This is a genomic window from Leisingera sp. MMG026 (genome assembly GCF_021654205.1).
In the GTDB taxonomy this organism is placed as follows: domain Bacteria; phylum Pseudomonadota; class Alphaproteobacteria; order Rhodobacterales; family Rhodobacteraceae; genus Leisingera.
The window spans coordinates 133,429-160,304 of sequence record NZ_JAKFZM010000003.1; the positions used below are offsets into that span (position 1 = coordinate 133,429).

The following is a 26,876-nucleotide window of genomic DNA, read 5'->3' on the forward strand; positions in this document are numbered from 1 at the left end:
GCAGAATGGCTCCTTCGGGAGCCATTTTTTTGGGGAACGCTGGATCATACGGGGCGCACTCGGTGCCACGCACCGCAGGGTTTTCTCCTGCAAGACGGGGGCCGCCGGCGGAGCGCCTCAAACTTTTGATCAAATTATCTTGGCGAATGCAATTCTCTGCGCTAGGGTTGGCGCAACGCATTCATGGAGCCCCCTATGGACCTGTCCGGACTGAAGACCATACGCATTGCCGCCTGTGACATGAACGGCCAGATGCGCGGTAAGCGCCTGCCTGCGGGCATGGCCGCCAAGCTGGACAGCGGCGCGGCACGGATGCCGATCTCCACCCTCAATGTCGATCTCTGGGGCCGCGATGTGGAAGACAATCCGCTGGTGTTTGAAACCGGCGACGCCGACGGGGTGATGCTGCCGACTGAACGCGGCGCCGTTCCGATGCCCTGGCTCAAAAGCGCTTCGGCGCTGGTGCCGATGGCGATGTACTGGGAAGATGGCACTGCCTTCCTTGGCGATCCCCGGCATGTGCTGGCTGATGTGCTGTCGCGCTATGCGGCACGCGGCTGGAGCGTTGTGGCCGCCACTGAGATGGAGTTCAGCCTGCTGGATGACAGCGGCCCCCGCCCTGCCCCGCCAATCGACCCGCAGACCGGCCGTGAGCTGGATCAGCAGTCGGTGCTGTCGGTGGCAGAGCTGGACGCATTCGACGACTTCTTCACGGATCTTTATGACGGCGCTGAGGCCATGGGCATTCCTGCCCAATCGGCAATTTCCGAGGCGGGCCTGGGCCAGTTTGAGATCAACCTGAACCATCAGGAGGCGATGCGGGCCGCCGATGATGCCTGGCTGTTCAAGGCCTTGGTAAAAGGGCTTGCACGCAAACACGGCTTTGCCGCGACCTTCATGGCGAAGCCTTATGCTGAAGAAGCCGGCAATGGTATGCATGTGCATTTCTCGGTCGAGGATCAGGACGGCAGCAACGTCTTTGACGACGGCGGCGAAAAGGGGTCGGACCTGCTGATGCACGCGGTGGCGGGCTGTCTGGCGGCGATGCCCGCCAGCTCGTTGATCTTTGCCCCGCACGGTAATTCATATGACCGGCTGGTGCCTGGCGCCCATGCGCCCGTCAGCGCTGCCTGGGCCTACGAGAACCGCACCGCCGCCATCCGCATCCCCGGCGGCAGCCACAAGGCACGCCGTATCGAACACCGCGTCGCCGGCGGCGACATCAACCCTTATCTGATGCTCGCAACCGTGCTTGGCTCTGCCCTGGCCGGGATCGAAGATCAGATGCAGCCGCCCGCTCCGTCCGAGGGCAACATCTACGAGATCCAGGGCCTGCCGCAGCTGGCCGCCGACTGGGAGACCGCGATCAACTGGTTTGAGACCGACCCGCTGATCGCCCGTGTGCTGCCGGAACTTGCCATCCGGAACCTGGTGATGACCAAACGGCAAGAGCTGACAGGCTTTGCCGAGCGCCCCCGGGAGAGCCATTGGCTGTCCTGGCTGGAAGCGGTATAGAGCCGCCTTGCCAGCTTCAGCCCCCTCAGCTAGGCTCAATTTGATCAAATCTGGTGACTTATGAAAATCGGTATCCTGCAAACCGGCCACTCCCCCGAAGATCTGTTCGGCCCTTTCGGAGATTACGACGGCATGTTCCGCGACATGCTGGACGGCAACGGCTTTGAATTTCGAACCTGGGCCGTGGTGGACGGGGTGCTGCCGGACAGCGCCGATGAGGCCGACGCCTGGCTGATCACCGGCTCCAAGCATGGCGCCTATGAAGACCACGCCTGGATCCCGCCGCTGGAGGATCTGATCCGCGAGATCAACGCCAGGAAACAGCCGCTGGCCGGCATCTGTTTCGGCCATCAGATCATTGCTCAGGCGCTTGGCGGCAAGGTCAGGAAGTTCGAGGGCGGCTGGGCCGTGGGCCGTGTCACCTATCAGGTGGACGGCAAGGACCTGACCCTCAATGCCTGGCATCAGGATCAGGTGGTGGAACGGCCCCAAGGGGCCCGCGTGCTGGGCGGCAACGGCTTTTGCCAGAACGGTATCCTGGCCTATGGCGACCACATCATCTCCTGGCAGCCCCACCCCGAATTTCCCAGCGCCTTTGTCGGCGGCCTGATTGAAAAACGCGGCCGCGGCGTGGTGCCGGACGACCTGCTGGACCGTGCAGCCGCCGAGCTGGACGCCCCCGTGGACAACCAAGAAATCGCAACCCTCCTCGCAGAATTTTACAGGAAAGAGAGGACGTAATGTCAGCCTGGCTCGACGCCCTTCCCGAAGCAGCAAAAACCTATCTGGAGGGCCGTCGTCTCGACGAAGTTGAATGCGTTATCTCGGACCTTCCCGGTATCGCCCGTGGCAAGGCGGTACCGGCATCGAAATTCGCAAAAACCGACTATTTCCACCTGCCCGACAGCATCTTCTACCAGACCATCACCGGCGACTGGGCTGATGCCGCGGACGAGGACGGCTGGATCGAAAAGGATATGACGCTGAAGCCGGACATGTCCACGGCCACGGCGGCGCCCTGGACCGGCGACTGGACGCTGCAGGTGATCCACGACGCCTATGACCGGCACGACAAACCAATCCCCTACAGCCCCCGCAACGTGCTGAAGCGGGTGGTGCAGCTTTATCACGACAAGGGCTGGAAGCCGGTAGTGGCGCCGGAAATGGAGTTTTTCCTGGTTGCCCGCAACATTGATCCTGCGCATGAGATCAAGCCGATGATGGGCCGCTCCGGCCGCCCGGCGGCGGCGCGCCAGGCCTATTCGATGACTGCGGTGGATGAATTCGGTCCGGTGATCGACGATATCTATGATTTCGCCGAGGCCCAGGGTTTTGAAATCGACGGCATCACCCAGGAAGGCGGCGCCGGCCAGCTGGAGATCAACCTGCTGCACGGCGACCCGGTCAAACTGGCAGATGAAGTCTTCTACTTCAAACGGCTGATCCGCGAAGCGGCGCTGCGCCACGACTGTTTTGCCACTTTCATGGCCAAGCCAATCGAAGATGAACCGGGCTCAGCCATGCATATCCACCATTCGGTTCTGGATATGGAAACCGGCGAGAACATCTTCTCCGGCCCGCAGGGCGGCGAGACGGACGCGTTTTACAACTACATTGCCGGGTTCCAGAACCACCTGCCCGCGGGTCTGGCAGTGATGGCGCCATATGTGAACTCCTACCGCCGGTATGTGAAGGACCACGCGGCCCCGATCAACCTGGAATGGGCGCGTGACAACCGCACAACCGGCATCCGGATCCCGCTGTCCGGCCCAGCGGCGCGGCGGGTGGAAAACCGCATCGCCGGTATGGACTGCAATCCGTACCTGGGCATCGCCCTGTCGCTGGCCTGCGGCTATCTTGGCCTGATCAACGAGGAGCGCCCGCGCAAGCAGTTCAAGGGCGACGCCTATGAGGGCGAAGGCGATATCCCGCAAGTAATGGGTCAGGCGCTGGATCTTTTTGACGAGGCCACTGAATTGCATGAGGTTCTGGGCCCGGAATTCGCCCGCGTTTACTCCATCGTGAAACGCGCGGAATATGACGAATTCCTTCAGGTGATCTCTCCCTGGGAGCGCGAACATCTGCTGATGAACGTGTAAACCTCCGGCGCTGCGCCCCGGTGCAGCGCCAATGCAATTGAGTATTTTTAGAAAGATGAAGTGCAGGCTGTCCCGGCGGATGACTGCGCCGGAAAGAGGTGTGCTATGGGCATGAACTTGCTCTATTCCAATGACCGGAAGGGCGAGTATCCAAACAGCTGGTACGCGGCAACAGCCGCGCCTATGGATCGCTTCGCGGCTCTTGATGGCGACGTGACGGCCGATGTCTGCATCGTCGGCGGCGGCTATACCGGCCTGTCCGCTGCGCTGCATCTGGCCGAGGCCGGGCAGCGTGTTGTGCTGCTGGAAGCGCACCGCGTGGGCTTTGGTGCCTCGGGCCGCAATGGTGGCCAGCTTGGCAGCGGCCAGCGGATGGAACAGGACGGCCTGGAAGCGCTGATGGGCAAGGCCGACGCGCTAAAACTCTGGCAGCTGGGTGAAGATGCCAAGGATCTGGTGAAAGCGTTGATTTCCCGGCACAGCATCGACTGCCATCTGACCCCCGGCATTGCCCATGCCTGTTTCTCCAAAGGCGAAGCAGCCCATGAACACGCCTATGCTGAACATCTGCAAAACCGCTACGGCTACGATCAGATCGAGCCGCTGGATGAGGCTGGATTGCACGCCATCTGCCCCTCGCCTGCCTATCAGGGCGGATCGCTGGACATGGGTGCCGCCCATTTGCACCCGCTGAACTATGCCCTGGGCCTGGCCCGGGCGGCCGCTGATGCGGGGGCCCAGATCTGTGAGCAAAGCGAGGTTCTGGACACCCAGGAAGGCGCGCAGGTCCGGGTGCGGACTGCAGGCGGGACGGTAACGGCCAGTCACTTGATCCTGGCCTGCAACGGCTATCTTGGCGGGCTGAATCATCAGGTCGCCGCGCGGGTGATGCCGATCAACAATTTCATCGTGGCAACCGAACCGCTGGGAGAAGACGCGGCCCGGGTGCTCGCCCGCGATGTTGCCGTGGCGGACAGCAAATTCGTGGTCAACTACTTTCGTCTCAGCCATGACAAGCGGCTGCTGTTCGGCGGCGGCGAAAGCTATGGCTACCGCTTTCCTGCCGATATTGAGGCCACGGTGCGCAAACCGATGCAGCAGATTTTCCCGCATACCAAGGACGTCCGGGTCGACTATGCCTGGGGCGGCACCTTGGGCATCACCATGAAGCGGATGCCCTATCTGGCGCGGCTGGCGCCCAATGTGCTGACTGCCTCCGGTTACTCCGGCCATGGTGTCGGCACCGCCACCCATGCAGGCCAGTTGATGGCGCAGGCGATACAGGGACAGGCAGAAGGGTTCGACACCCTGGCCCGCGTCCCCGCCCCGCGCTTCCCGGGCGGGCCGCGGATGCGCTCGCCGCTCTTGGTGCTGGCAATGACTTGGTTTGCCTTGCGCGACCGGCTGGGGGTCTGACCCCAGGCCGGTTTCCGCGCAACTCCGCAACATTTCTGTGAAATTTCGCCTGCGCCTGCATTTTCCGCCGCGTCGCCTCTTGGCATTTCCGGCATCTAGTTTTACATTTCCTGAAGCAACAATTCAGGATTTTGAAATATGGCTCTGCCGCCCAACGTTCATGACGCTGAACCCATTCCCGCAGCCGCCCTTGAGGCAATCGAGGCCCTGATGCAGTCGGGCGACCTGTTCCGCTACACCGCGCCGGAAAACGCTCCGGTCACGCTGCTGGAACAGGAATATGCGGACCTTTTGGGCAGCAAATATGCGCTGGCAGTCTCCTCCTGCTCCGCCGCCTTGTTCCTGTCATTGAAAGCGCTTGGCCTGCCGCGCGACGCGCGCGTGCTGATCCCCGCTTTCACCTTTGCCGCCGTGCCGTCCTCGGTTGTGCACGCCGACTGCGTGCCGGTGCTGTGCGAAGTGGGCGAGAATTACCGCATCGACATGGCAGATTTCGAGGCCAAGCTGGACAGCGTGCAGGCGGTGATCATCAGCCACATGCGCGGCCATACCTCAGACATGGATGCGATCATGGCGCTGTGCGATGCCCGCGGCATCCCGGTGGTCGAGGACGCGGCCCATTCGCTGGGCACCACCTGGAACGGCCGGAATATCGGCACTATCGGCAAGGTTGGCTGCTTCTCCTTCCAGTCCTACAAGATGGTTAACGCCGGCGAAGGCGGTACCCTGGTCACCGATGACGCCGATCTGATTGCCCGCGCCGTGATCATGTCCGGCGCCTATGAACACAATTGGAAAAAGCACAAGGGCCCGCATGGGGAAAACACCCCGGATCTGGAGCAGGCCTTTGCCAAGTGGCAGAACCAGCTGCCGCTGTATAACTTGCGGATGAGCAACCTGTCCGCCGTCGTGATCCGCCCGCAGCTGCCGGAACTGGCGCGCCGGGTGCGCGACGGGCTGGCCAACCATGACTATGTGGCCGAACGGCTGAATGCCTCCCCTTTCTTTGACGTGCCCGCACCGCTGGCCCCTGAACGCCGCGCGCCGGATTCGATCCAGTTCAATCTGGCAGGCCTCAGCGAGGCGCAGACCCGCGCCTTTGCCAGCGCGGCAGAAACCAAGGGCGTCAAGGTGCAGGTCTTCGGCCTCTCTACCAACAACGCCCGCGCCTTCTGGAACTGGCAGTTCCTGCGCGATCAGCCCGATCTGCCGCAAACCCGCGCCATGCTGATGAAGGCCTGCGACGTGCGCCTGCCGGTGCGCCTGACCCATGCCGAATTGGATGTGATTGCAGACATTCTGCTGTCCGCGGTTGAGGAGACCATGGCCAAGGCCGCAGCCTGAACGCCACAGGTGATTTAAAGAAGATACTGCCCCGGCATTATGCCGGGGTTTTCCTGATTGCAATCCTGGCTTGCGCCGTACAGTTTGCCGCCATGACCCCGCTTCCCGAATTCGAACGGCGCCCGGCCACAGCCCTGGTTGCGATGGCCAATGCGCTCAGCATGGGCGATCCCGTCAGCGAAGACGCGCTGACGCAAGTCATCCGCGCGGTTTCCACCAGCAGCAGTGAACGGGCTGCGCTTTTGGCCGCCATCGGGGCCGCGAACGACCCGGAAACCGGCCTTACCGTGGCGGATCTGCTGACTGCCTTCGCCACACGGGCCGGAGATGCAGAAGCCCAGGCGCAGGATGCCGATCAGGTGATCGGACAATGGTCGCAACGCCTGGCAGCCGGCGCGCTTCTGGCCAGCTTCGGCGCCGCCATTGCCGGCACAGTAACGGGCGGGCTGGCCTTTGGCCTGACCCTTTTATCTTTTTCAGGTTTCATCTTCGCCACCGCATCCCGCCTCGGCGGTAGGGCGCGGCGGCGGATCAAAACGCAAGAACGAGAAGCCGCGGAAACACTGGCCCGCCATGTGCTGGAAGCCGCAAAGAACACGGGCAGTGCAAAGTGATATGGAAATTTCAGCACTCCATGCCTATATTGGTCCTGAAACCGGAGAACAGCATGTTTGAAGCCATGGGAATGGAAACAGTCATCGTCAGCGCAATTGCCGGGGCCTGCACCCTGTCTTTTGCTGCAAGCGCCTATCTGTTTCATCGCTCCAAACCGCAACCGGAAACCAGCGATTTGGACGAAATCGTCAAGAATGCGCCGTACCACCGGCTGCACAATGTCCTGAAAATCAAACCGGGCGCCTGACCGCCGATCCCGGCGTCCGGCCCCCCGCGCAGCGCACGGGCGCTGCAAATCTTGCGCAGAAACCGTATAAAAAGCGAATGACACCGCACCGCGGTGCCACGCCCAACTGTAAGGAACAGTCGCAGACTGTTTGCGAACAGGCGGGAGCCCCTGTTGATCAGTCCCCCGCTGCCGCCAATCGCCTCACTTCATCCTGGACAGTTTTTCCTGCAGCTCAGCCAGCTGCTTCTTGATGTCGTCCAGGTCCTCGCCGCCTTCGGATTTCTCTTCCCCGGGTGCGCCGCCGGTCCAGCCGGCCCCGCCAAGGCCGCCGGTCATTGCCTTCAGAAACGCTTCCTGCTGCGCCTTCATCGCCTCAAACCCCGGCATCTTGGCCATCGGATTCATCGCGCTCATGTTTTCCATCATCTTGGACTGGCTTTCGCGCAGCATATCAAAGGAAGACTGCAGAAACTGCGGCATTACCCCGCCGCCGGGCACCATGTAACTGCGCACCAGGTCGTTCAGAACATTCACCGGCAGTACATTCTCGCCGCGGCTTTCATGCTCTGCAATGATCTGCAGCAGGTACTGCCGTGTCAGGTCATCGCCCGTTTTCAGGTCGACGATCTGCACTTCCCGCCCTTCCCGGATGAACCCCGCGATATCTTCCAGCGTGACGTAATCGCTGGTCTCGGTGTTATAAAGCCTGCGGCTCGCGTACCGCTTGATCAGCAAGGGTTTGTCCTGCTCTGCCATGTCTTCCCTCCCCGGTCATGACGCATTGCAGCAAAGCCTATGCCAGCGCAGAACAAAAGGGAAGCCTTCGCATGTTTTCCGCAACATTTGTTCCGGACAGCCCTGTTGCACCGCCGTTGCAGCCCCTGCAGGTTCAACTGCGGTGATTCACCCGGCGATGGTCTATCACCCGGATGGCGGCGTGTTTTTCGCTACTTGGAGGCTGCCCGTCATAGAATACCGTTTGAGATCCGGGGCAGTATCGCAACCCGCAGGCCCTTGGTCGAACGTGCGGATCCTGCCCGCGCCTACCGTCTGCTGATGGAGCGCCCCAAGCTAAAAGGCCACTTCAATGCCAGAGCGGAAACCGGCGTGCCAATGGCAAAGATCACCCGCGGGATTGCCCGGCGCCAGGACCATGACTCCAGCTGTGATGTGCGCAGCCTCAGCCACGTGCTGATCAAATACGGCGATTGGGCCGAGGGGCCGGCATTGGATCAGCAGATGGGGTCTGCAAAACTGCGCCAAATGACCGGCTGGGAGCCGCAATACACCAGTTTCCGCAATGCGCAGTTTTGACCTCAAGGTAGCTTTCCATGAACAAAAATCGAACATTTTGCAATTGAGGTGCAGCAAACAGGGCTTGATGTGATATAATTCAGGCAGAGTCTTTTCGAGTCTGTGGTAGCGGGAATGATGGCTGACCAAGGGGACAGACAAAGACAAGCTGCTGTTTTAATCGCTGATGTGGCTGGGTTTTCCGCACTGGTTGAGACCGGGGAGGCGGAAGCGGTCGCTGCCGTTCGCACTCTTGCGGACGATATCGTCGTGCCAGCCGCACAGCAGTATTCAGGCCGGCTTGTCAAATCACAGGGCGACGGCTTTCTGCTGGAGTTCCAAACTTCCGTGCAAGCGGTGAAAGCCGCCTTGCTGATTGCCAAGCGGACCGCTGCCGCGGCGGCCAGCCATCCTCCGCCGCATCTGCACCTGAGAATGGGAATTCACACAGGAACCGTCATTGCTGCCGGGGACGATCTGTTCGGCAATTGCGTCAATATCGCCGCCCGCCTCGAAAGCCTTGCAGGACCTGGTGAAATCTGTGTTTCCGGCACGGTTCAAGAACAGGTCCGCGGCAGGATCAATGCAGCCTTTGACGACCTCGGCCTGCAGGTTATCCGCAACATCTCAGACCCGGTGCGGATCTTCCGCATAGCCGAAAACCCGATGCCGCGCTTTGAAGCCGAAGGCCCTGCCTACGAAGTGTCCGTGGCCGTTCTGCCTTTCCTGAACAAATCCCCCGCTGCACCCGGTGCAGACAGTCTGGGCGAAACCCTGACCGAAGACGTGACCATTGGCCTTTCCCGGTTCCGTGAGCTGCGTGTCATTTCCCGCACCACTGCACTCCGCTTTGCCGGCAGCGCATCTGAAACATCCCTGGCTGCAGTGGAATTGGGCGTCCGTTACCTGGTTGAGGGCACGGTGCGGCAACGGTCCGGACAATTGCGTGTCGCTGTTTCGCTGGCAGATGGCTACAGCGGTACAACGCTGCTTAGTGAACAATACGATCTGGAAAATCAGGCCGGGTTCAGCCTTCAGGACGCTTTGGCACGGCAAATCACCCAAACCCTGGCCGGACAGTTGCAGGCCACCGCAAAACGGATATCAGCCGAAGTTCTGGCCAGCGGCGGCCCTTGGACATCCAAGGAACTGGTCCTGCAAGCCAAAGCTCTGATCCTCGACACCCGGGACACACTGTATCAATGCCGGGAATTGTACCGGAATGCCTGTGACAGCGATCCTGGGAACCCGTCGGCCTATTCCGGATTGGCGCTCACATTTCTGGTCGAATGGATGAGCGGCTGGGGCCTGTCCCCTGAAGCCACCCTGGATCAGGCCTTCCCGTATCTGCGCCGCGCCGCCCGTATCGACCCGCTGGACAGCGCCGTGCAGCGCCGCCTGGCCGTCATGCATCTGTTCAAGGGCGAATTTTCTCTGGCAGAAGACCATTTCCAGCGCGCCCTTGCCCTGAACCCGAACGACACTGACGCTATGGCTTTCCGCGGCCTGTCTTATGTATACCGGGGCCAGCCCGAAATGGCCCTTGCCGAATTGGATCAAGCCTCTGGCCGCAACCCGTTCCATCCAACCTACTTCCACTGGTTCAGGGGGCTGGCGCTGTATATGTGCCGGGAGTACCGCCCTGGCATATCAGAAGTGAACAAGGCTGTCGGGCTGTTTCCCGGCTTTCCGGCCCCGCACCGCCATCTGGCTGCCTGCTATGCACAACTGGGAGACAGGGCTGCGGCAGCACGGGAATGCGGGCGCATCCTTGGCCTGGAGCCGGAGTTTTCGCTCGCCCGCATAAGCAAGACCATGCCCTTTGTCAGAGCAGCAGATCTTGAGCACTACTGCGACGGTCTGCGGCGGGCCGGATTGCCGGACTGACCCCTGAACGGCAAAAGGGCAGGCCTTGCGGCCCGCCCTTTCTCACAGTCCGGCTCCGTCAGGGAGGAGAGCCAGGGCCGGTCTGTGGTCGATCTTACTTTGCAGTAGCCGAAGCTTTTTTCGCAGCAGAGGTCACTTCGTCGGTGGCCTTTTTCACAGCTGCGGTGGCTTCTTCGCCCATGTCTTTGCCGGCAGCCATCACCAGTTCAACGGTTTCCATCTGGACCTTCTTGGCGATCTCAGCAAAGGCAGCCATGTTTTCAGCAGCCACTTCAGCAGAAGCGGAGGCGAAATCGGTTGCGGCTTTGGCATAGTCGGCCGGGTCGGCTTTGACTTTGGACACATCGCCCAGCTTGGAGATGGTTTCTTTGGTCCACTTGTTCGAGAGCTCAGCGGATTTGCCGGCAGCGTCCAGCGCAACGGCGGACAGCTTCTCGTTCAGGGCTGCGGTGTTTTTGAATACGTCTTCCATCGCTTTGGTGTCGACCGGGAATGCGCCCATGAAGTCTTTCATCATCGCGGTGAAGTCTTGGGTCTTTGCCATAGTTCTAATTCCTCAGAAAGCTGCAGCAGGACCATCCTGCGCTCTTAGCATGAGAGGAATATGCGTGCCGCACTGCAGCATTTCAAGGTTTTTGATGCTGCAGTGCAGAAAAAAATCGCAAATCCCGTCAAATCAACGGTTTGCCTTGACCTTCACATAAGACCCAGGGGCCGGCATCAAAGACGGATACCCCGAATCTCCCACGTCGCGGGCGGGAACCTGCTTGCCGGACCGCTTTTTCAGCCACTCATTCCAGCGCGGCCACCAGGAGCCTTCGTGGTATTCCGCCCCTGCCATCCAGGCTTCGCTATCGCCTTTCAGATCAGCGTTGGTGTAGTGACCGTATTTCTTTTTGCTGGGCGGGTTGACGATACCCGCGATATGGCCGGACTCCGACACGATGAAGTTTTTGCTGCGCGATCCCATTTGCTGCACGCCGCGGTAACAGTCTTTCCAGCGGGCGATATGGTCGGTCTCGCAGGTGATCGACATCAGCGGCACATCCACATCCTTGATATGCAGCTTGTGCCCCATCAGCTCGAACCCCTCGCCAACGAATTCATTGTTCTGGCAAAGGCCCCGCAGATACTGCACCGCCATCCGGCCCGGCAGGTTGGCGCCATCGCCGTTCCAATAGAGCAGATCAAAGGCCGGCGGGGTCTCGCCCATCATGTAGCTTTTGACAGCGGGGCCATAGATCAGATCCTTGGAGCGCAGGAACGACATGGTGCGTGCAATCACCCAGGAGCGCAGCAGCCCCTCCTCTTCCACCTGCGCCTCGATCCCGTCAACAAAGTCATTCTGCAGGAACGGCGTGAATTCGCCCTGATCACCAAAATCGGTAAGCGTGGTAAAGAAAGTCGCCGATTTCACCGAAGTGTCGCCGCGCTGCTTCAGCAGCGACAAGGTCAGGCTCAGCGTGCTGCCGGCGATGCAATAGCCCACGGCGTTCACCTGCTTGACCTTGCAGATCTCCTTGGCGGTCTCAATCGCGGTCAGGATGCCTTCTTGGATGTAATCCTCCATCCCCACCTCGGCATGGCTGGCATCCGCGTTGACCCACGAGACGACAAACAGGGTATAGCCCTGCTCGGTCACCCATTTGATCATGCTGTTCTGTGCCTTCAGATCCAGGATGTAGAACTTATTGATCCAGGGCGGGAACAGGACAATCGGGATCTCATGCACGGATTCCGTCGCGGGTTTGTACTGGATCAGCTCCATCATCCGGTTGCGGTAAACCACATCGCCGGGCGTGGTGGCGATATTGCCGCCCAGCTCAAAGGCGCTTTCATCCGCCAGCCGCACCACCAACTCGCCATTGTTGGCTTCCAGATCGGTGACCAGGTTCTCCAGCCCGTCGATCAGCGACTGGCCTTCGGTCGCAACAGCCTTTTCCAGCGCATCCGGGTTGGTGGGCAGAAAATTGGTCGGCGACATCATCTCGATGATCTGGTCGGCAAAATACGTCAGCCGCTGCTTGTCCTTGCCGTCCAATTCGTCTGCATCCTGCACCGCGTTGCGGATCGCATCGGCGTTGGTCATGTATTGCTGTTTCACAAAGTGGAAATACGGGCTGCTCTCCCACAGCGGATTCGAAAACCGGCGGTCCCTGGCGCCGCCGTCATCCGTGCTTTGCGATTGACCCGCCAAGGCCTTCTGCGCTTCGGCGAAATTCAGCACCGATTTGCTCCAGTATGCCACCTGCTGTTCCAGGATCTTGGCAGGGTTCTGCATCGCTTCGGTCCAATACGCAGTTGCTGCACGCGCATAAAGCTCTTGATTCGGACCGTCCAAAGCGGCGTTATGCGGGGTCTTCCGGGACATGACATCGGCCAGACGCTTAGTCAGCTCCTCAACACGGCTCATGTTTTCCTTAAGCTTTTCAATGCTCTCAGAATTGGGTGCTGCGGATAATTCGTCACTAGTTGTCATATAAAAGAATCCCTCATAGGCTTTCTGCTATGCAGAATACTCTTCTGCATTTTTCAGGGCAAAGCGGCGATTGGTCCAATGTTCCGGATTTGACGATCCGATGACGCAGGGGCAGAACCCGAAGGAGACACGCATGCGATACATGATGACCTACGATCTGATGGAGACCGTCCGGAACACCAACCAATGGTTGGGCGCAACCGCCCTTTCCATGGCATCTTACCCGGTCTTTTCCGCCTTGCCAAACCCTGCGCTCAGCTGGATGGCCGCCTGGGGTGAAGTGACGGAACGTACTTACCAGCGGATGGTGGTGAAACCGGACTGGGGTATCCGCACTTTCACCTGCGAAGACGGCAAGGACCATCTGGTGGACATAACCACTGTTGTCGAACGCCCGTTCGGAGATCTGATCCATTTTAAGGTCAACGGACGCGAGGAACAGCCGCGCAAGGTGCTGCTGGTTGCGCCGATGTCCGGTCATTATGCCACTCTCCTGCGGTCCACCGTCCAAAGCTTGATCGTCAATTGCGAAGTCTATGTGACGGACTGGCACAATGCCCGCGATATACCTGTTTCCGCAGGAAAATTCGACGTCGAGGATTACACGCTCTACCTCGTCGACTTCATGCGCGAATTGGGCCCCGACACCCATGTTGTCGCGGTTTGCCAGCCAGTGCCGCTGACCCTGGCCGCGACCGCTTATCTGGCCGAACAGGACCCCAAGGCGCAGCCGTCGTCCCTGACCCTGATCGGCGGCCCGGTGGACCCGGACGCCACCCCGACCGAGGTCACTGACTTTGGCCGGCGCGTCACCATGGGCCAGCTGGAGGAAACCATGATCCAGCGTGTCGGCTACAAAAACAAAGGTGTCGGGCGCAAGGTCTATCCGGGCCTGCTGCAGCTGTCCTCCTTCATGTCGATGAACGGCGAGCGCCACTCCAAGGCATTCATGGACCAGATCCACCGTGTTTCCCGCGGCGAGGCTTCGGATCACGATGCCCACAACCGTTTCTACGACGAATATCTTGCCGTCATGGACATGACAGCCGAGTTCTACCTGTCCACCGTCGAGCGTGTCTTCAAAAGACGCGAGATCGCCCGCAACGAATTTGTGGTCAACGGCCACAAGGTCGATATCGGCAAGATCACCAATGTTGCGGTGAAAACTGTCGAAGGCGCCAAGGATGATATCTCTGCCCCCGGCCAATGTGTCGCGGCGCTGGATCTTTGCACCGGACTGCCTGAAAGCATGAAGGCCAGCCACCTGGAGCCGGGTGCCGGCCACTATGGCATCTTTGCCGGCCGCAGCTGGCGCGACAATATCCGTCCGCTGGTGATTGATTTCATGAACGCAAACAGCCGCAAGAAACCAGGCCGCAAACCGGCCAACAAGAACACGGCTGCCTGACGGCATGGGCGGCGGGCTGGCGTTTTCCTGCAACTGCGGGACCTTGCGTGGTGAAGTTTCCGCGCAAGGCATCAAGGGCGGCACCCGTGTTGTCTGCTACTGTGCCGATTGCCGCGCCAATGAGCTGTACCACGGCCAGCCCGACCCGGCGCCGGATCCGGTGGACCTGTTTCAGCTGGCACCGGACAGCATCACCATCACCCAAGGCGCGGCGCATCTGAAAGCGCTGCGCCTTGGCCCCCGCGGCCCGCTGCGCTGGTACGCCGCCTGCTGCGGCACGCCTTTTGCCAACACGCTGGCCAAACCCACGCTGCCCTTTGCCGGGATGCGCTCGGACTTATTCGAGGACAAATCCGCACTTGGCAAAATCCGCGCCAAGGCTTTCCTCCCAGTCACAGGCAAACAGTCCCGGACCAAGGGCGGCGGTGTCATGGCCTGGGGCATCCTCAGCCGGATGATCACATCGCGGCTGTCCGGCAAGTGGCGGGAAACGCCGTTCTTTAATGCCGAAACAGGCAAGCCGGCAGCTGAACCCGAATTGCTCAGCAAAGACCAGCGCGCAAAACTCTCCCCTTAAGAAACAGGCACCGCCAGCCAGTGCAGCAGCGCCCGGTTCACAGCATCCGGCTGTTCCAGCACCGGCATATGCCCGGCTTCGGGGATCACCTGCAGCTGCGCATCCGGGATCAGCTGCGCCAGCAACTGGTGTTTGGCAACCGGGGTGATCGTGTCATGCTCTCCCCCCAAAACCAGAGTGGGAACATGCGCCCGCCGCAGCGTTGCCTGCTGATCCGGCCGCCGTTGCAGCGCGCGGGCCTGCGCCACATACATTTCCGGCCCCAGCTCCATCCCCATGCGGCAGAACAGATTGTGGACCTCCAGCCGTCCCGGCCCCGGCGCCAGCGCCTCCATCGGCAGGGTGTCGCGCAGCACATCCTCCAGCCGTCCGGTCCGGGCTGCTATGATATGCGGTTCCCGGTCGGCAGCCTGCTCCGGCGTCTCTGCCAGCGGGCTGGCCCCCATGATGCACAACCGGCTGATCCGTTCCGGTGCGCGGCGCAGCAGCTCCATCGCCAGGAGTCCGCCCATCGACACACCCGCCAGAGAAAACCGCGGCGGCAGGTGTGCCAGCATCCGGACAGCGATCTTTTCCACCGTGTCGCCGCCCGCCAGCGGCAGCACCATCACCGGCATACTGCCGGAAAAACTCCGGACCTGAGCGTCAAAAATCCGGCCGTCGCACATCATCCCCGGCAGCAGAACCAATGGTTCGCGGCACGGTTGCTGGTCATAAGGCATATCCTGCCCTCGCGGTTTGCCTTCCACCCGATATTTCAACTCTGCGAAGATCCGCCCCCTGGATCAAGAAAAACCTCCCGGCAGCAGGGATTTAGAAAGCTGCTGCCGCCGCGGTGCCACGTCTAGTAGCCATTCCAGCAAAAAGCGCCATTCCCGGCCAGTTCTGAAAACGGGTTGAACGCGATTTCCCAAATGTGCCCGTCCGGGCTGCGGAAATAGCCGTGATGCCCGCCCCAGAACACATCCTGCGCAGGTTTCAGAACCTCTGCGCCAGCCGCCTCCGCTGCCGCCAGCAGCACAGCCACGTCCTCCTTGCTGCGGGTATTGTGGCTCAGCGTCACCGCACCGGTGCCCAGCTCCGCTTCCGGCAGGCCTATCTCAGCTGCCAGCGCTGCCAGCGGATAAAGCCCCAAGGTCTGAGAGATCAGATCAAAGGCAATCACCCCGTCCGGGCTTTCAGCACGCTGCCAGCCCAATGCTTCGTAAAAGGCAGCAGCGCTTTCCATGTCCGGCACACCCAGCGTAATCAGGCTTACTCTCTGTTCCATAAATCAACCCATTGCTCTTTCAATCATTCTGCTATGCCCGCTGCACCAGCCGTCAGGCCGCTCCAGCGCGCGCCCGAACCGCCGCATCAGGTGCCGCCCAGAACGTCCAGCACCGCGTCTTCCATCATCTTCAGGCAAACCTCGTCCGAAAACCGGTGGTCGGCATCTTTCACCAGGTTAAGCCGCATATCCGGACAGGCCGCGTGATCCATCAGCCGCAGCGCGGTTTCCGTCGATACAGCCGTATCCGCGGTCCCCTGCAGGCAGCGGACTTTGAAGGGCAGGAACAGCGGCGTGCGCAGGACCAGCCGTTTGCGCCCGTCTTCGATCATCCGCTTGGAGATATGATAGGGTTCCATGTAATCACTGGGCAGCTCCACATAGCCTTGGGTCTCCAGCTCAGCCTTCTGCGTATCCGAGAAATTGGCCCAATACCCGTCCTCGGTGAAATCCGGTGCCGCAGCGATGGTCACCAAACCTTTGATCCGTTCCGGCATTTCCCGCGCCAGCAGCAGCGCCTGCCAGCCGCCCATCGACGAGCCCACCGGCACGATGTCCCCTTCGGTCAGCTGCGCCACCGCCTCCAGCGTGTCCTCATGCCAGTCGCCGATGCAGCCTTCCTCAAACGTGCCCGAGCTTTCGCCGTGGCCGGAGTAATCGAACCGCAGAAAGGCCAGCCCGCGCGCCTTGGCCCAGGCTTCCAGATGCACCGCCTTGGTGCCCTCCATATCGGATTTCAGGCCGCCCAGGAACACCACGCACGGCCCCTGCCCCTCATTCTTGTGATAGGCAATCCGGCGGCCCTGGGCGGTCTCGAGAAAAGATGTGGCGGGCATGTCGTTGGTCTCCTGTCCTTTTCCCTAAGATGTGGCATGGCAGCGCCTGCCTCGCAAGCGCCGGCACTCCCCGCTTGCAAGCCCCCCGCCTGCCTCCTTATGGTCCGCAAAAATTTTCAAGGGACCTTGGGCATGTTCAGACTCATTAAGGGCATTGCGATCGCCACCGCCATTCTTGCCGTGGCCCTGGCCACCGCCTGGGCCGCCCTGGCGCTCTGGTACCGGCTGCCCTTTGGCGCAGTGCCGCGCGGCCTGCTGGCAGGCGGGTTTGCCTTCCTGGGCCTCACTGTTATTGCCGGTCTGTTCCGCAGACGTGCCTTGCGCGCGCTGACCACATTCACTCTGGCGCTGGCCGCGGTGATCCTGTGGTGGTCCACCCTCACACCGCCGGACGCGCGCAACTGGTCCCCTGATGTGGCCCGCCAGGTCACCGGCCAGGTTGCGGGCGACACTCTCACGCTCACGGATGTACGCAATTTTTCCTGGCAAACCCCTGAAGACTATAGCGAAAGCTGGGAGACCCGCAGCTATGACCTGACCACGCTCGAAACGGTGGATCTGTTCATGTCCTATTGGGCCGGCCCGCAAATGGCGCATATGATCGTCAGCTTCGGATTTGAGAACGGCGATCATATCGCCTGGTCGGTCGAAGTGCGGCGCCAGGCAGGTGGCGGCTTCTCCCCCATTGCCGACCTGTTTAAATCCAACACCCTGGTGATCCTGGCCGCCGATGAACGCGACGTGGTGGGAACCCGCACCAACGCCCGCGGCGAAAACGTGCAGCTGTTCCGCATTAACGTCAGCCCCGAGACCGCCCGCGCCTTGCTGATGCAATATGTCGACGCCGCCAACAGCCTTGCCGCCCGGCCAGAGTGGTACAACTCGCTCACCACCAATTGCACCACTGTGGTGATGACAATGATCCGGGCATTCGCTGACGAAGTGCCGCTGGACTGGCGGGTGCTGGCCAATGGCTATCTGCCGGAATATGCATGGGAACAGCGCGTGCTGGACCAGACCCGTACGGTCGGCGAACTGCGCGCCTTGGGCAGCATCACCCCGATCGCCCAGGCCCACGGCGTGACCCCGGACTTCTCCGAGGTGATCCGCGAAGGCATCCCCGCTTTTGTATCGAACTGATCCAGCTTCTTTCTGGTCCAAAACACCCCGGGGAGCGCGAGGGGCCGGCCCCTCGCATCTTTTCTGTATTCAGGCGGGTTCAGCACCCGCCAGCCGGCACAGTCACAAAACGCCGGCAGCCGGGCTGCTGACGATTTTCTGAGTGCTCAATCGCCCCAGCAAATCCTGTATCCGGGTCAAGGCCTCGCCAGTAAGCCGCGCCTTCTCCCGGCTCGGCCCGCCTTCGACATGCGCGCAATGCTCGTAAGACAGACGGCGCTGCGACAGGATCTCCCTGGACTGGCACAGCGCGGTTTCAATCAGGTCCACATCTTCAACCGTCAGGTCAAAGTTCGGGTTCGGGCGGGTCATCGGAACACTCCTGGTATGTCCATTGGGCCTAAGGTTTCGGCCACACTGCCCCGAACCCGGATTCGCAGCAACAGTTTTTTTTGTTATTTTTCAAAAGCTTACCAGTATACACATATGTGCAATCGCATGCACAGGCACACAATCGGATTTTCCGGCGCAATAACAACTGCCTGCAAAGCCGACTTGACTTGCCCCCGCATTGGCCGCAAAACGCGCAGACGAAACACATACCCGCAACCGGGCGTTCTGTGGGCGCCAAACCGACGAGGAGCAGCCAGATCATGGCCCAAATCTCTCTCACCTTTCCCGATGGCAATGCACGATCCTATGACGCAGGCGTGACCCCTGCGCAGGTGGCTTCCAGCATTTCCACCTCGCTGGCCAAAAAGGCCATCTCCGCCACTGTCAACGATCAGCACTGGGACCTGCAGTGGCCGATCGACACCGACGCCGCCATTGCCATCCACACCATGAAGGACGAGGTTCAGGCCAATGAGCTGATCCGCCACGACCTGGCGCATGTCATGGCGCGCGCGGTGCAGGAAATCTGGCCCGATACCAAGGTCACCATCGGCCCGGTGATCGACAACGGCTGGTACTACGACTTTGACCGCGCCGAGCCCTTCACCCCCGAAAACCTCAGCGCCATCGAGAAAAAGATGAAGGAAATCATCAACAAGCGTGATGAAGTCCGGACCGAAGTGTGGGAACGCGACCGCGCGATCCAGCATTATACCGACGACAACGAACCCTATAAGGTCGAGCTGATCGAAAGCATCCCAGGCGATGAGCCGCTGCGGATGTACTGGCACGGCGGCTGGCAGGACCTCTGCCGCGGCCCGCACCTGCAGCACACCGGCCAGCTGCCGGGCGACGCGTTCAAGCTGATGAGCATCGCAGGCGCCTACTGGCGCGGCGACAGCTCCCGCGCGATGCTGCAGCGGATTTACGGCGTCGCGTTCACCGGCAAGGAAAAGCTCAAGGCCCACCTCACCATGCTGGAAGAGGCTGCCAAACGCGACCACCGCAAGCTGGGCCGCGAGATGGACCTCTTTCACATGCAGGAAGAGGCACCGGGCCAGATCTTCTGGCACCCGAACGGCTGGACCATCTACACCCTGTTGCAGGACTACATGCGCCGCCAGCAGCGCAAGGGCGGCTATGTCGAGGTGAACACCCCGCAAGTGGTTGACCGCAAGCTGTGGGAACGCTCGGGCCACTGGGACAAATACCAGGAAAACATGTTCATCGTCGAAGTGGACGAGGAACACGCCCGTGAAAAGGCAGTGAACGCGCTGAAGCCGATGAATTGCCCCTGCCACGTGGAAATCTTCAAGCAGGGCCTGAAGTCCTACCGCGACCTGCCGCTGCGCATGGCTGAGTTTGGCTCCTGCAACCGCTATGAGCCCTCGGGCGCGCTGCACGGCATCATGCGGGTGCGCGGCTTCACCCAGGATGACGCGCATATCTTCTGCTCGGAAGATCAGATCGAATCCGAAACTGCCACCTTCATCGACTTCCTGTCGACCATCTACAAGGATCTCGGATTCGAGAAGTTCTCGGTCAAATTCTCCGACCGCCCGGACACCCGCGCCGGTTCCGACGAGGTCTGGGACAAGGCCGAGGCGGCGCTTCTGTCCGCGACCCGCGCCGCCGGGATCGAACCGGAACTTAACCCGGGCGAAGGCGCCTTCTACGGCCCCAAGCTGGAGTTTGTGCTGACTGATGCCATCGGCCGTGACTGGCAGTGCGGCACCCATCAGGTGGACTTCGTTCTGCCCGAACGCCTGGACGCCACCTATGTCGGCGCCGACGGCGCCAAGCACCGCCCGGTCATGCTGCACCGCGCCACCCTGGGGTCTTTTGAGCGTTTCATCGGCATCCTGATCGAGGAACACGCAGGCAAGCTGCCGTTCTGGCTGGCCCCGCGCCAGGTGGTGGTCGCCTCGATCACCTCGGAGGCCGACGACTATGTGCATGAGGTCGTCGCCGATCTGAAGAAGGCAGGCGTGCGCGCCGAGGCGGACATCCGCAACGAAAAGATCAACTACAAGGTCCGCGAACATTCTGTGGGCAAGGTTCCGGTGATTCTCGCCGTCGGCCACCGCGAAGTCGAGGAACGCACCGTCTCGGTGCGCCGTCTTGGCGAAAAGCAGACCAGAGTAGACAGCCTCGAAAATGTTACAAAGGCACTGGCCGTGGAGGCGACCCCGCCGGACCTTCTGTAACATTTCCCGAAAAGAACAGCATCAGCGGCCCCCAATCGGGGGCCGTTTTGTTTCAAACGCAGGCAAAAAGGCTTGAAATCAGCTCTTTACCCGGCGTTCCGCTCTCACATACGCTGACGCAGGCGTGAGACACGGCCTCGTGACTTAAATTCCTGAAAACCTCAGGTTAGTGTTTGCCTGTCATCACGACACCGCATGTTAAACCGAAAGGAATTCACGAGATGTCGAACACCGCAAAATCCCTGGCCGTTGTAGGCGCCGTTGCTGCCGCTCTGACCGCCGCTTCGACCATCCCCGCTGCCGCCGCCACCAAGGAAAAGTGCTACGGCGTTTCACTGGCCGGCCAGAATGATTGCGCCGCCGGCCCCGGCACCACCTGCGCGGGCACCTCGACCACCGACTATCAGGGCAACGCCTGGACGCTGGTTGACGCGGGCACTTGCGAAGGCCTGGAACTGCCGGCAACTGCAGACGGCTCCGCACGCAAGGGCTCGCTGGAACCGCTGGAGCGCGACCTGCCGGCATAACGGCCGCTTGAATTCGGGGGCGGGAGTGTGAATTCCCGCCCTTTTTGCACCCGGAAACAGGACTTCCCATGCTTGACGCTGCTGCACACAACAGGCTGCCCGCCGCCCCCGGCGTTGGCTACAAGCCGCAGCATTTCGCCCAGATCACAACAGATCCGGGCGCAGTCAAATGGCTGGAAATCCACGCGGAAAACTACATGGGGGACGGCGGCCGCCCGATTGCGCAGCTGCGCCACCTATCGGAACATTTTGCCATGTCAGTGCATGGCGTCGGTCTTTCCATCGGCGGCGAAGGACCGCTGGACGCAGACCATCTGGCCCGGCTCAAATATCTGGTGTCCTGGCTGAACCCCGCCAGCTTCTCCGAGCATCTGGCATGGTCCACACACGACAGCCATTTCTACAATGACCTGCTGCCGCTGCCCTATATGGACGCCAGCCTGCAGCGGATCTGCGATCACATCGGCCAAGTGCAGGACACCATCGGGCGGCGGATGTTGCTGGAAAACCCCTCCAGCTATCTCGCCTTTACTGAGAGCACCTGGTCCGAGCCGGAGTTTCTGGCCGAGATCTCCCGCCGCACCGGCTGCGGGCTGCTTTTGGATGTGAACAATGTCTTTGTCTCGGCCACCAATCTCGACTTTTCGCCGCAGGGCTATATCGACGCCTTCCCGCTGGACAAGGTGGGTGAAATCCACCTCGGCGGCCATGACGAGGATCAGGACGAGCACGGCCATCCTCTGCTGATTGACAGCCATTGCGCCGAGGTAGTGGACCCGGTCTGGGCGCTCCTCGACTACACCCTCGCCAAATCCGGCCCCAAACCGGTGCTGATCGAATGGGACAACGATGTGCCGGACTGGCCGGTGCTGGCAGCCGAGGCCGCCCGCGCCGCAACCGCGCTGGAGCGCATCCCGGCATGAGTGTTTCCCAGGCAGATTTCACCCGCGCCATGATGGATGCGGGCCAGCAGGTGCCGGAAGGGCTGGTGGACCATCAGGCCCAGCCTGCCGGGCGCCGTTTCAGCGTTTACCGAAACAATATTGCTGTCTCACTGACCGAAGCCATGCACAGCGCCTTCCCGGTGATTGCCAAGCTTTTGGGCAAACAGAACATGGACGGGCTGGCCGGTATCTACCTGCGCCAGCATCCGCCGTCTTCGCCGCTGATGATGTTCTATGGCGACCATTTCCCCGCCTTCCTGGAGGGCATGGAGCAACTCAAGCACCTTGGTTATCTGGGTGATGTGGCCCGATTGGAACTGGCCCTGCGCCGCGCCTACCACGCCGCGGATGCCGTGCCCATTCCACCCGAGGACCTTGGCGCCTTGACGCCCGAGGACCTGATGAACACGCGCGTGGCCCTGGCCCCCGCGGTGCAGCTTCTGCGCTCGCCCTGGCCCATTCATGGCCTCTGGCAATACAATACCGAAGACGGCGCCCCCAAGCCGCAAGCCCAGGCGCAGGATGTGCTGATCACCCGCCCTGAATTTGATCCCATTCCCCAGCTCCTGCCGCCTGCGGGCGCACACTGGATCCGCGCCCTGACGGGGGGCGCCAGCATCGGCGAAGCCTTGGAACAGGCCGCCGCCGAAGACGAAACATTCGACCTGGGTGCCACGCTGACCCTGCTGTTGCAGGGCGGCGCCATCACAGGACTGGACAGCAAAGGGTAAGACCATGCACGCACTTGTCTCCATTCACAACGCAGTTTTCGACCTGGTGGAAAAGGCCGGCGACTGGCTGATGCCGCTCGCGGCGCGTTTTGTCTTCGCCTCCACATTGCTGCTGTATTACTGGAATTCCGGCCTGACCAAACTGGGTGACGGCATCCTTGGCCTGTTCAGCCCCTCGATCGGTGCCTACAGCCAGATCTTTCCGAAACAGCTGGAGGCTGCGGGCTATGACGTCTCGCAATTCGGCCTGTTCCAGAAGCTGGTGGTGCTTGCAGGCACCTATGCCGAGTTCATCCTGCCGCTGATGATCGTGATAGGCCTGGCCACGCGCCTGGCGTCTTTCGGCATGATCGGTTTTATCATCGTTCAGTCCTTGACCGACATCGTCGGCCACGGCGCCACCGACGACAAGACACTTGGCGCCCTTTTCGACCGCTTCCCGGATGCCGTGATCCTGGACCAGCGGCTGTTCTGGATCTTCGTGCTGACCTATCTGGTGGTCAAAGGCGCAGGCGCCCTGTCGGTGGATGCGCTGCTGCGCCGCCGGATGGAACCCGCAATCGCCTGACCCCGCCCTGACAGGAAAAAGGCGCCCTGCCCCCGGCAGCGGCGCCCTTTTTCATTTGACAGCAGCGCACCTTAGAAATGCGCCTTGGGTTCATCCGGCTTCCCGGCTGCCAGTGCCATCAACCCGGCCGCCGCAGCAAAGCTAAGCGGGAAAATAGTAAAAACGTTGAGGCCGAACCCAGCATACATTCCCGCAGCTGATCCCAGCAGCAGGACTCCGCCCCACAATGCCCGCGCCCGCGCCATCGCACCGCCGGCAATCGCCAGAAGCGGCGACAGCACCGCCAGCAGCCGCAGCTGCTCCACGTTAACAACTTGTTCAGCCAGCCCTTCGATCTCGCCGAAATGCTCCACCGCCGCAGTGTAGCCATAACCAAAAAAACCCACGATCATGCCGAAAACACCGGCGATGATCCCCAATACCAGGGCTGCGTTGCGCATGTTGCCTCTCCCTTAACTGACGATAACGACATAGGCAGCGGTTTAAGATCCGCCAAGAGCCGCTTGCACGTTCTGATCCCAGCCCAGGAATAATTCCCCGTCCCGGTCGATCAGCGGCCGCTTCATCAATGCAGGATGTTCACGCAACAGGGCCAGCGGTTCGCTAGCCCGATCCTGCTCGCTCAAACCACGCCACGTGGCAGACCGCGTATTGACCAGTTTCGCACCAAATTCTGCATAAGCCGCCTCCAGCAGACCTTCTGGCATGCCGCTTGTGCGGATATCGATCAGAGTTGAGTTTTCAATACTCTTCAAAGCCTTACGGCAGGTATCGCAGTTTTTCAGCCCGTAGATTTTCATATATCCTCCATCCTCCCCGGGAGCCTCACACAATTTATGGTAGAATGCGCCGGTTTCTCTTGATTTTCGAGCAGCCCGTGTAAAACTTAAAGTTGTCCGGTCTTGCCTCACTCGCCTCAGACAACGGGACGGGCCGGATGTCTTGGGAAGCCTCAAGGCGACGTGCAAAGTAGAAGGAGACGCGGGAAATGCCAAGTGGCACCGTGAAGTGGTTCAACACCACCAAAGGGTATGGGTTTATTGAACCTGATCAAGGCGGCAAGGATGTGTTTGTGCACATCTCCGCGGTGGAACGGTCAGGCATGGCCGGCCTCGCGGACAATATGAAGGTCGGCTACGAGCTGTCCGAAGGCCGCGATGGCCGCCAAATGGCCGCAGAGCTGAAAGAGCTTTGACCGATTAATCTGCACTGCGCCCGGGATCAGACTGGGCGCAGGCAAAGGCAGCCCGTCAGGCCCGCCGCAGATACTCAGCCATCACACAGGCCGGATCGCTGCCGCGCAGAACCGTTTCTCCGGCCTTGGCCCATTCGTCTGCCTGAAACTCCGGAAAAAAGGCATCTGCATCCTTGATGGTCAGATCCACTTCGGTGACAAGCAGCCGGTCGGCCATCTTCAGCATGCCGCGGTAAATACCTTCGCCGCCAATGCCATAGACCCGGCGGTAGCCCTGCGCATAGGCCTCCTGCACCGCCGCCCCGATCGACGGCAGCACAATCTCTGCCGCCTGCGGGTTGGACGACACCACCAGATTAAGCCGGTTCTTCAGCGGTTTCACCGGCAGGCTGTCCCAGGTATTGCGGCCCATAATGATGGCGCCGCCCAGGGTCTCGCGCTGAAACGCTTTCAGATCCTCAGGCGCAAACCACGGGATATCATTGTCCTTGCCAATGGCCCCGTTGCGCGCCCGCGCAGCGATCAGAGTAATCATAAGTGTCTTCCTTGCTGTTCAGAGTGCAACCGGTGCCTTGACGTCCGGACCGGGATCATAGTTCAGAATTCACCGGCGGTGAAATCGAAGAATGCGCCGGCCTGCCGCTTGACCGGCAAATGATGCATATTCTGAACGGTTTTCCGGTCTCCCTCGAATTGGCTATTACCGCCATGGCCCCATACCCGCCTGCGCTGGTCCGCTCTTCCTCTGAAGGATGCCTGCCACGGCCCGCACCCTGTCTGTCGGCCCTTCCAGCGCCCTGGCCGCCTGGTTCTGATCAAACCGGGCTTTTGCGTGTATGCGTTTCATAGCCGCCGGTTTGTGCACGAGCAAGCGCGGTTGGCGAGGGAAAGGGCGGATTGGCTGGGGCGGCCTGTGCTGGATTGCTGCCGGTTGATGCCGGTTCGGCGGAATGCATCCGGGGCCGGGCGGCCGCAGCTGCACAACAGATTCAAGTTGGCGGGGAGGCCGGATGCTGACGCAGTTTCACGCTCCTTTATACAAGCAGCCTGCATCCCGCATAAAAACCGTCACCTGGATCCGAAGCTGGAACCGGGCATTGCCACCAAGTTTGTGCTGCTGGCAGATGCCAAGGTTACCGGGCCTAATACCAGGATCCTCCAGCTGAGCGCACCGTCTCCGTCGTATTGGTTTGCAAATTTAACCGACACCTGCGGCGCCAGCATTCCCAAAGCCGCGGCGGAAACCTCGGACAGGTATTTTGAGGCGGCACGGTCATCCGGCTGAATTTTGCCAACACCGCCAACCGGCCGTCATTGCGCAGGTCATTCAGGCGATGCGTTCTGAAACCAGTTTGATTGCCGGGCTGAACGGCTAGGACAAGGGCACCTCCCGGAGCAGCGATGCAACACGCGCTGCCGGCCTGCAATTGCATCAGAAATCCTGGACCGGCAATCCTAACGGGATCTGCACGATGCAGTATTTTGTCCCGGACCTGCCCGCCCGGATTTTCCTTCCAAGGAGCCGCCGGCTTGCTTGGTTGTTTTCTCCGCCGCACCTGTCATAGGGCAACCCTGCCAGCGCGATGCTGCGGCCACGGGCAACACCTGCCATCAAGGCCGAGTTTGCCGAGCGGCTGGGGCTGGATCAGCCGATGCCGGTGCCGATCGTGAAGTATCCGGGGGGCAGTGGCCCAGGGCAACCTTGGCACCGATCTGCACAGCCGCCGCCCTGTCAGCGAAGTGCTGATGGCGCATCTTCCGCATACCGTGCAGCTGATCACGGCAGCGATGCCGCTGGCGGCAGGCCTGGGTATTCCTCTGGGCTGCCTGGCGGCGGTGCGCCGCAACCGGCTGTTTGACCGGCTGATCGGATTGCTGTCGGTCAGCGTCATCGCGATGCCTTCGGTGATCATCGCAATCTACGGCATGCTGCTGTTCTCCGCCCGGCTGGGCTGGCTGCCGGCCATCGGTGCCGACGAGGGCAGCTTCGGCTCCACACTGCATCATCTGATCATGCCCGCCATTGCTGTCGGCATCGGCTGGGTCGGCTATCTGGCGCGGCTGGTGCGCGCCTCGATGATCGAGGTTCTGTCGGCAAATTACATCCGCAACGCCCGCTCCTTTGGCCTGACCGAGCCGCGCATTATCTACCGCTATGCGCTGCGGGTGGCGGTGGCGCCGACGATCACCGTGCTGGGGGTCGGGGTCGGCTACATGCTGGGCA

The 26,876-nt window shown here is 61.0% G+C and carries 29 protein-coding genes; 19 read left to right on the plus strand and 10 right to left on the minus strand.

Annotation, left to right across the window (positions count from 1 at the left end):
• The first annotated feature begins 195 nt into the window (after nucleotides 1-195).
• The 7 genes from L1069_RS02885 (at nucleotide 196) to L1069_RS02915 (ending at nucleotide 7,236) form a co-directional block, all read left to right on the plus strand.
• Nucleotides 196-1,515 (plus strand): glutamine synthetase family protein, encoded by a 1,320-nt coding sequence (locus tag L1069_RS02885; protein ID WP_237454720.1) that lies wholly within the window; start codon nucleotides 196-198, stop codon nucleotides 1,513-1,515.
• 60 nt (nucleotides 1,516-1,575) lie between these two features.
• Nucleotides 1,576-2,256 carry a type 1 glutamine amidotransferase gene (locus tag L1069_RS02890; protein ID WP_237454721.1) on the plus strand — a complete coding sequence of 227 codons (681 nt, stop codon included), beginning with the start codon at nucleotides 1,576-1,578 and terminating at the stop codon, nucleotides 2,254-2,256.
• Entirely contained in the window at nucleotides 2,256-3,614 is a 1,359-nt protein-coding gene (locus L1069_RS02895) for a glutamine synthetase family protein (protein WP_129371266.1), read from the plus strand. Before L1069_RS02890 ends, L1069_RS02895 begins: the two co-directional genes overlap by 1 nt.
• A 105-nt stretch (nucleotides 3,615-3,719) precedes the next feature.
• Nucleotides 3,720-5,030, plus strand: a complete 1,311-nt coding sequence (locus tag L1069_RS02900) for an FAD-binding oxidoreductase (RefSeq protein ID WP_237454722.1) — start codon at nucleotides 3,720-3,722, stop codon at nucleotides 5,028-5,030.
• Between the two features lie 138 nt (nucleotides 5,031-5,168).
• Nucleotides 5,169-6,374: an aminotransferase class I/II-fold pyridoxal phosphate-dependent enzyme gene (locus L1069_RS02905; RefSeq protein WP_237454723.1), complete on the plus strand. Its 1,206-nt coding sequence runs from the start codon at nucleotides 5,169-5,171 to the stop codon at nucleotides 6,372-6,374.
• Between the two features lie 92 nt (nucleotides 6,375-6,466).
• Nucleotides 6,467-6,988 (plus strand): hypothetical protein, encoded by a 522-nt coding sequence (locus tag L1069_RS02910; RefSeq protein ID WP_134830115.1) that lies wholly within the window; start codon nucleotides 6,467-6,469, stop codon nucleotides 6,986-6,988.
• Nucleotides 6,989-7,041: 53 nt separating this feature from the next.
• Nucleotides 7,042-7,236: a hypothetical protein gene (locus L1069_RS02915; protein ID WP_237454724.1), complete on the plus strand. Its 195-nt coding sequence runs from the start codon at nucleotides 7,042-7,044 to the stop codon at nucleotides 7,234-7,236.
• A 183-nt stretch (nucleotides 7,237-7,419) separates the two neighbouring features.
• Here the strand turns inward: L1069_RS02915 and phaR are convergent, their stop codons facing one another.
• Entirely contained in the window at nucleotides 7,420-7,974 is a 555-nt protein-coding gene (gene phaR / locus L1069_RS02920; protein ID WP_129371271.1) for a polyhydroxyalkanoate synthesis repressor PhaR, read from the minus strand.
• 258 nt (nucleotides 7,975-8,232) lie between these two features.
• Between phaR and L1069_RS02925 the strand changes: the two genes are divergently transcribed.
• Both L1069_RS02925 and L1069_RS02930 read left to right on the plus strand, forming a co-directional pair.
• The gene (locus L1069_RS02925) at nucleotides 8,233-8,532 is read left to right on the plus strand and encodes a hypothetical protein (protein WP_237454725.1); all 300 of its coding nucleotides are present in this window, start codon (nucleotides 8,233-8,235) and stop codon (nucleotides 8,530-8,532) included.
• A gap of 114 nt (nucleotides 8,533-8,646) precedes the next feature.
• A complete protein-coding gene (locus L1069_RS02930; RefSeq protein WP_237454726.1) occupies nucleotides 8,647-10,398 on the plus strand; it encodes an adenylate/guanylate cyclase domain-containing protein in 1,752 nt (583 codons plus the stop codon).
• Between the two features lie 94 nt (nucleotides 10,399-10,492).
• Here L1069_RS02930 and L1069_RS02935 read toward each other — a convergent pair whose 3' ends face one another.
• A complete protein-coding gene (locus L1069_RS02935) occupies nucleotides 10,493-10,942 on the minus strand; it encodes a phasin family protein (protein ID WP_129371274.1) in 450 nt (149 codons plus the stop codon).
• Between the two features lie 132 nt (nucleotides 10,943-11,074).
• Entirely contained in the window at nucleotides 11,075-12,877 is a 1,803-nt protein-coding gene (gene phaC, locus L1069_RS02940; RefSeq protein ID WP_237454727.1) for a class I poly(R)-hydroxyalkanoic acid synthase, read from the minus strand.
• A gap of 133 nt (nucleotides 12,878-13,010) precedes the next feature.
• Here phaC and phaZ point away from each other — a divergent pair, with 133 nt between their 5' ends.
• Nucleotides 13,011-14,285 carry a polyhydroxyalkanoate depolymerase gene (phaZ, locus tag L1069_RS02945; RefSeq protein ID WP_134830119.1) on the plus strand — a complete coding sequence of 425 codons (1,275 nt, stop codon included), beginning with the start codon at nucleotides 13,011-13,013 and terminating at the stop codon, nucleotides 14,283-14,285.
• A 4-nt stretch (nucleotides 14,286-14,289) separates the two neighbouring features.
• On the plus strand, nucleotides 14,290-14,862 hold the full coding sequence (locus L1069_RS02950; protein ID WP_129371277.1) for a DUF6151 family protein: 573 nt from the start codon (nucleotides 14,290-14,292) through the stop codon (nucleotides 14,860-14,862).
• On the opposite strand, the gene L1069_RS02955 is transcribed toward L1069_RS02950, so the two are convergent.
• The 3 genes from L1069_RS02955 to L1069_RS02965 form a co-directional block, all read right to left on the minus strand.
• Nucleotides 14,859-15,584 carry an alpha/beta fold hydrolase gene (locus L1069_RS02955; protein WP_129371278.1) on the minus strand — a complete coding sequence of 242 codons (726 nt, stop codon included), beginning with the start codon at nucleotides 15,582-15,584 and terminating at the stop codon, nucleotides 14,859-14,861. The genes L1069_RS02950 and L1069_RS02955 overlap by 4 nt on opposite strands.
• Nucleotides 15,585-15,706: 122 nt before the next feature.
• Entirely contained in the window at nucleotides 15,707-16,132 is a 426-nt protein-coding gene (locus tag L1069_RS02960; protein ID WP_237454728.1) for a VOC family protein, read from the minus strand.
• Nucleotides 16,133-16,218: 86 nt separating this feature from the next.
• On the minus strand, nucleotides 16,219-16,968 hold the full coding sequence (locus tag L1069_RS02965; RefSeq protein ID WP_237454729.1) for an alpha/beta hydrolase: 750 nt from the start codon (nucleotides 16,966-16,968) through the stop codon (nucleotides 16,219-16,221).
• 132 nt (nucleotides 16,969-17,100) lie between these two features.
• Here L1069_RS02965 and L1069_RS02970 point away from each other — a divergent pair, with 132 nt between their 5' ends.
• Nucleotides 17,101-18,108 (plus strand): DUF4105 domain-containing protein, encoded by a 1,008-nt coding sequence (locus tag L1069_RS02970; protein ID WP_237454730.1) that lies wholly within the window; start codon nucleotides 17,101-17,103, stop codon nucleotides 18,106-18,108.
• Between the two features lie 102 nt (nucleotides 18,109-18,210).
• On the opposite strand, the gene L1069_RS02975 is transcribed toward L1069_RS02970, so the two are convergent.
• Nucleotides 18,211-18,459, minus strand: a complete 249-nt coding sequence (locus L1069_RS02975) for a hypothetical protein (protein WP_134830123.1) — start codon at nucleotides 18,457-18,459, stop codon at nucleotides 18,211-18,213.
• Nucleotides 18,460-18,740: 281 nt separating this feature from the next.
• Here L1069_RS02975 and thrS point away from each other — a divergent pair, with 281 nt between their 5' ends.
• The 5 genes from thrS to L1069_RS03000 all read left to right on the plus strand — a co-directional run bounded on the left by thrS (nucleotide 18,741) and on the right by L1069_RS03000 (nucleotide 23,457).
• Nucleotides 18,741-20,687, plus strand: a complete 1,947-nt coding sequence (gene thrS / locus L1069_RS02980; protein WP_237454731.1) for a threonine--tRNA ligase — start codon at nucleotides 18,741-18,743, stop codon at nucleotides 20,685-20,687.
• 221 nt (nucleotides 20,688-20,908) lie between these two features.
• Nucleotides 20,909-21,214: a DUF2282 domain-containing protein gene (locus L1069_RS02985; protein ID WP_237454732.1), complete on the plus strand. Its 306-nt coding sequence runs from the start codon at nucleotides 20,909-20,911 to the stop codon at nucleotides 21,212-21,214.
• A 68-nt stretch (nucleotides 21,215-21,282) separates the two neighbouring features.
• On the plus strand, nucleotides 21,283-22,137 hold the full coding sequence (locus L1069_RS02990; protein ID WP_237454733.1) for a DUF692 domain-containing protein: 855 nt from the start codon (nucleotides 21,283-21,285) through the stop codon (nucleotides 22,135-22,137).
• Nucleotides 22,134-22,889, plus strand: a complete 756-nt coding sequence (locus tag L1069_RS02995) for a DNA-binding domain-containing protein (RefSeq protein WP_237454734.1) — start codon at nucleotides 22,134-22,136, stop codon at nucleotides 22,887-22,889. The genes L1069_RS02990 and L1069_RS02995 overlap by 4 nt, the downstream gene beginning before the upstream one ends.
• Before the next feature lie 4 nt (nucleotides 22,890-22,893).
• The gene (locus L1069_RS03000; RefSeq protein WP_134830125.1) at nucleotides 22,894-23,457 is read left to right on the plus strand and encodes a DoxX family protein; all 564 of its coding nucleotides are present in this window, start codon (nucleotides 22,894-22,896) and stop codon (nucleotides 23,455-23,457) included.
• Nucleotides 23,458-23,528: 71 nt separating this feature from the next.
• Here the strand turns inward: L1069_RS03000 and L1069_RS03005 are convergent, their stop codons facing one another.
• Both L1069_RS03005 and L1069_RS03010 read right to left on the minus strand, forming a co-directional pair.
• Complete coding sequence (locus L1069_RS03005) at nucleotides 23,529-23,897, minus strand: hypothetical protein (RefSeq protein ID WP_129371288.1); 369 nt, start codon at nucleotides 23,895-23,897, stop codon at nucleotides 23,529-23,531.
• A gap of 42 nt (nucleotides 23,898-23,939) precedes the next feature.
• Nucleotides 23,940-24,257, minus strand: a complete 318-nt coding sequence (locus L1069_RS03010; protein ID WP_237454735.1) for an ArsC/Spx/MgsR family protein — start codon at nucleotides 24,255-24,257, stop codon at nucleotides 23,940-23,942.
• A 188-nt stretch (nucleotides 24,258-24,445) separates the two neighbouring features.
• Between L1069_RS03010 and L1069_RS03015 the strand changes: the two genes are divergently transcribed.
• Nucleotides 24,446-24,652: a cold-shock protein gene (locus tag L1069_RS03015; protein ID WP_027259410.1), complete on the plus strand. Its 207-nt coding sequence runs from the start codon at nucleotides 24,446-24,448 to the stop codon at nucleotides 24,650-24,652.
• 55 nt (nucleotides 24,653-24,707) lie between these two features.
• On the opposite strand, the gene L1069_RS03020 is transcribed toward L1069_RS03015, so the two are convergent.
• The gene (locus L1069_RS03020; RefSeq protein ID WP_237454736.1) at nucleotides 24,708-25,187 is read right to left on the minus strand and encodes a dihydrofolate reductase; all 480 of its coding nucleotides are present in this window, start codon (nucleotides 25,185-25,187) and stop codon (nucleotides 24,708-24,710) included.
• Nucleotides 25,188-26,338: 1,151 nt separating this feature from the next.
• Between L1069_RS03020 and L1069_RS03025 the strand changes: the two genes are divergently transcribed.
• Nucleotides 26,339-26,876 (plus strand): ABC transporter permease subunit (locus L1069_RS03025; protein WP_237454737.1); only part of this gene is annotated, 538 nt, incomplete at its 3' end.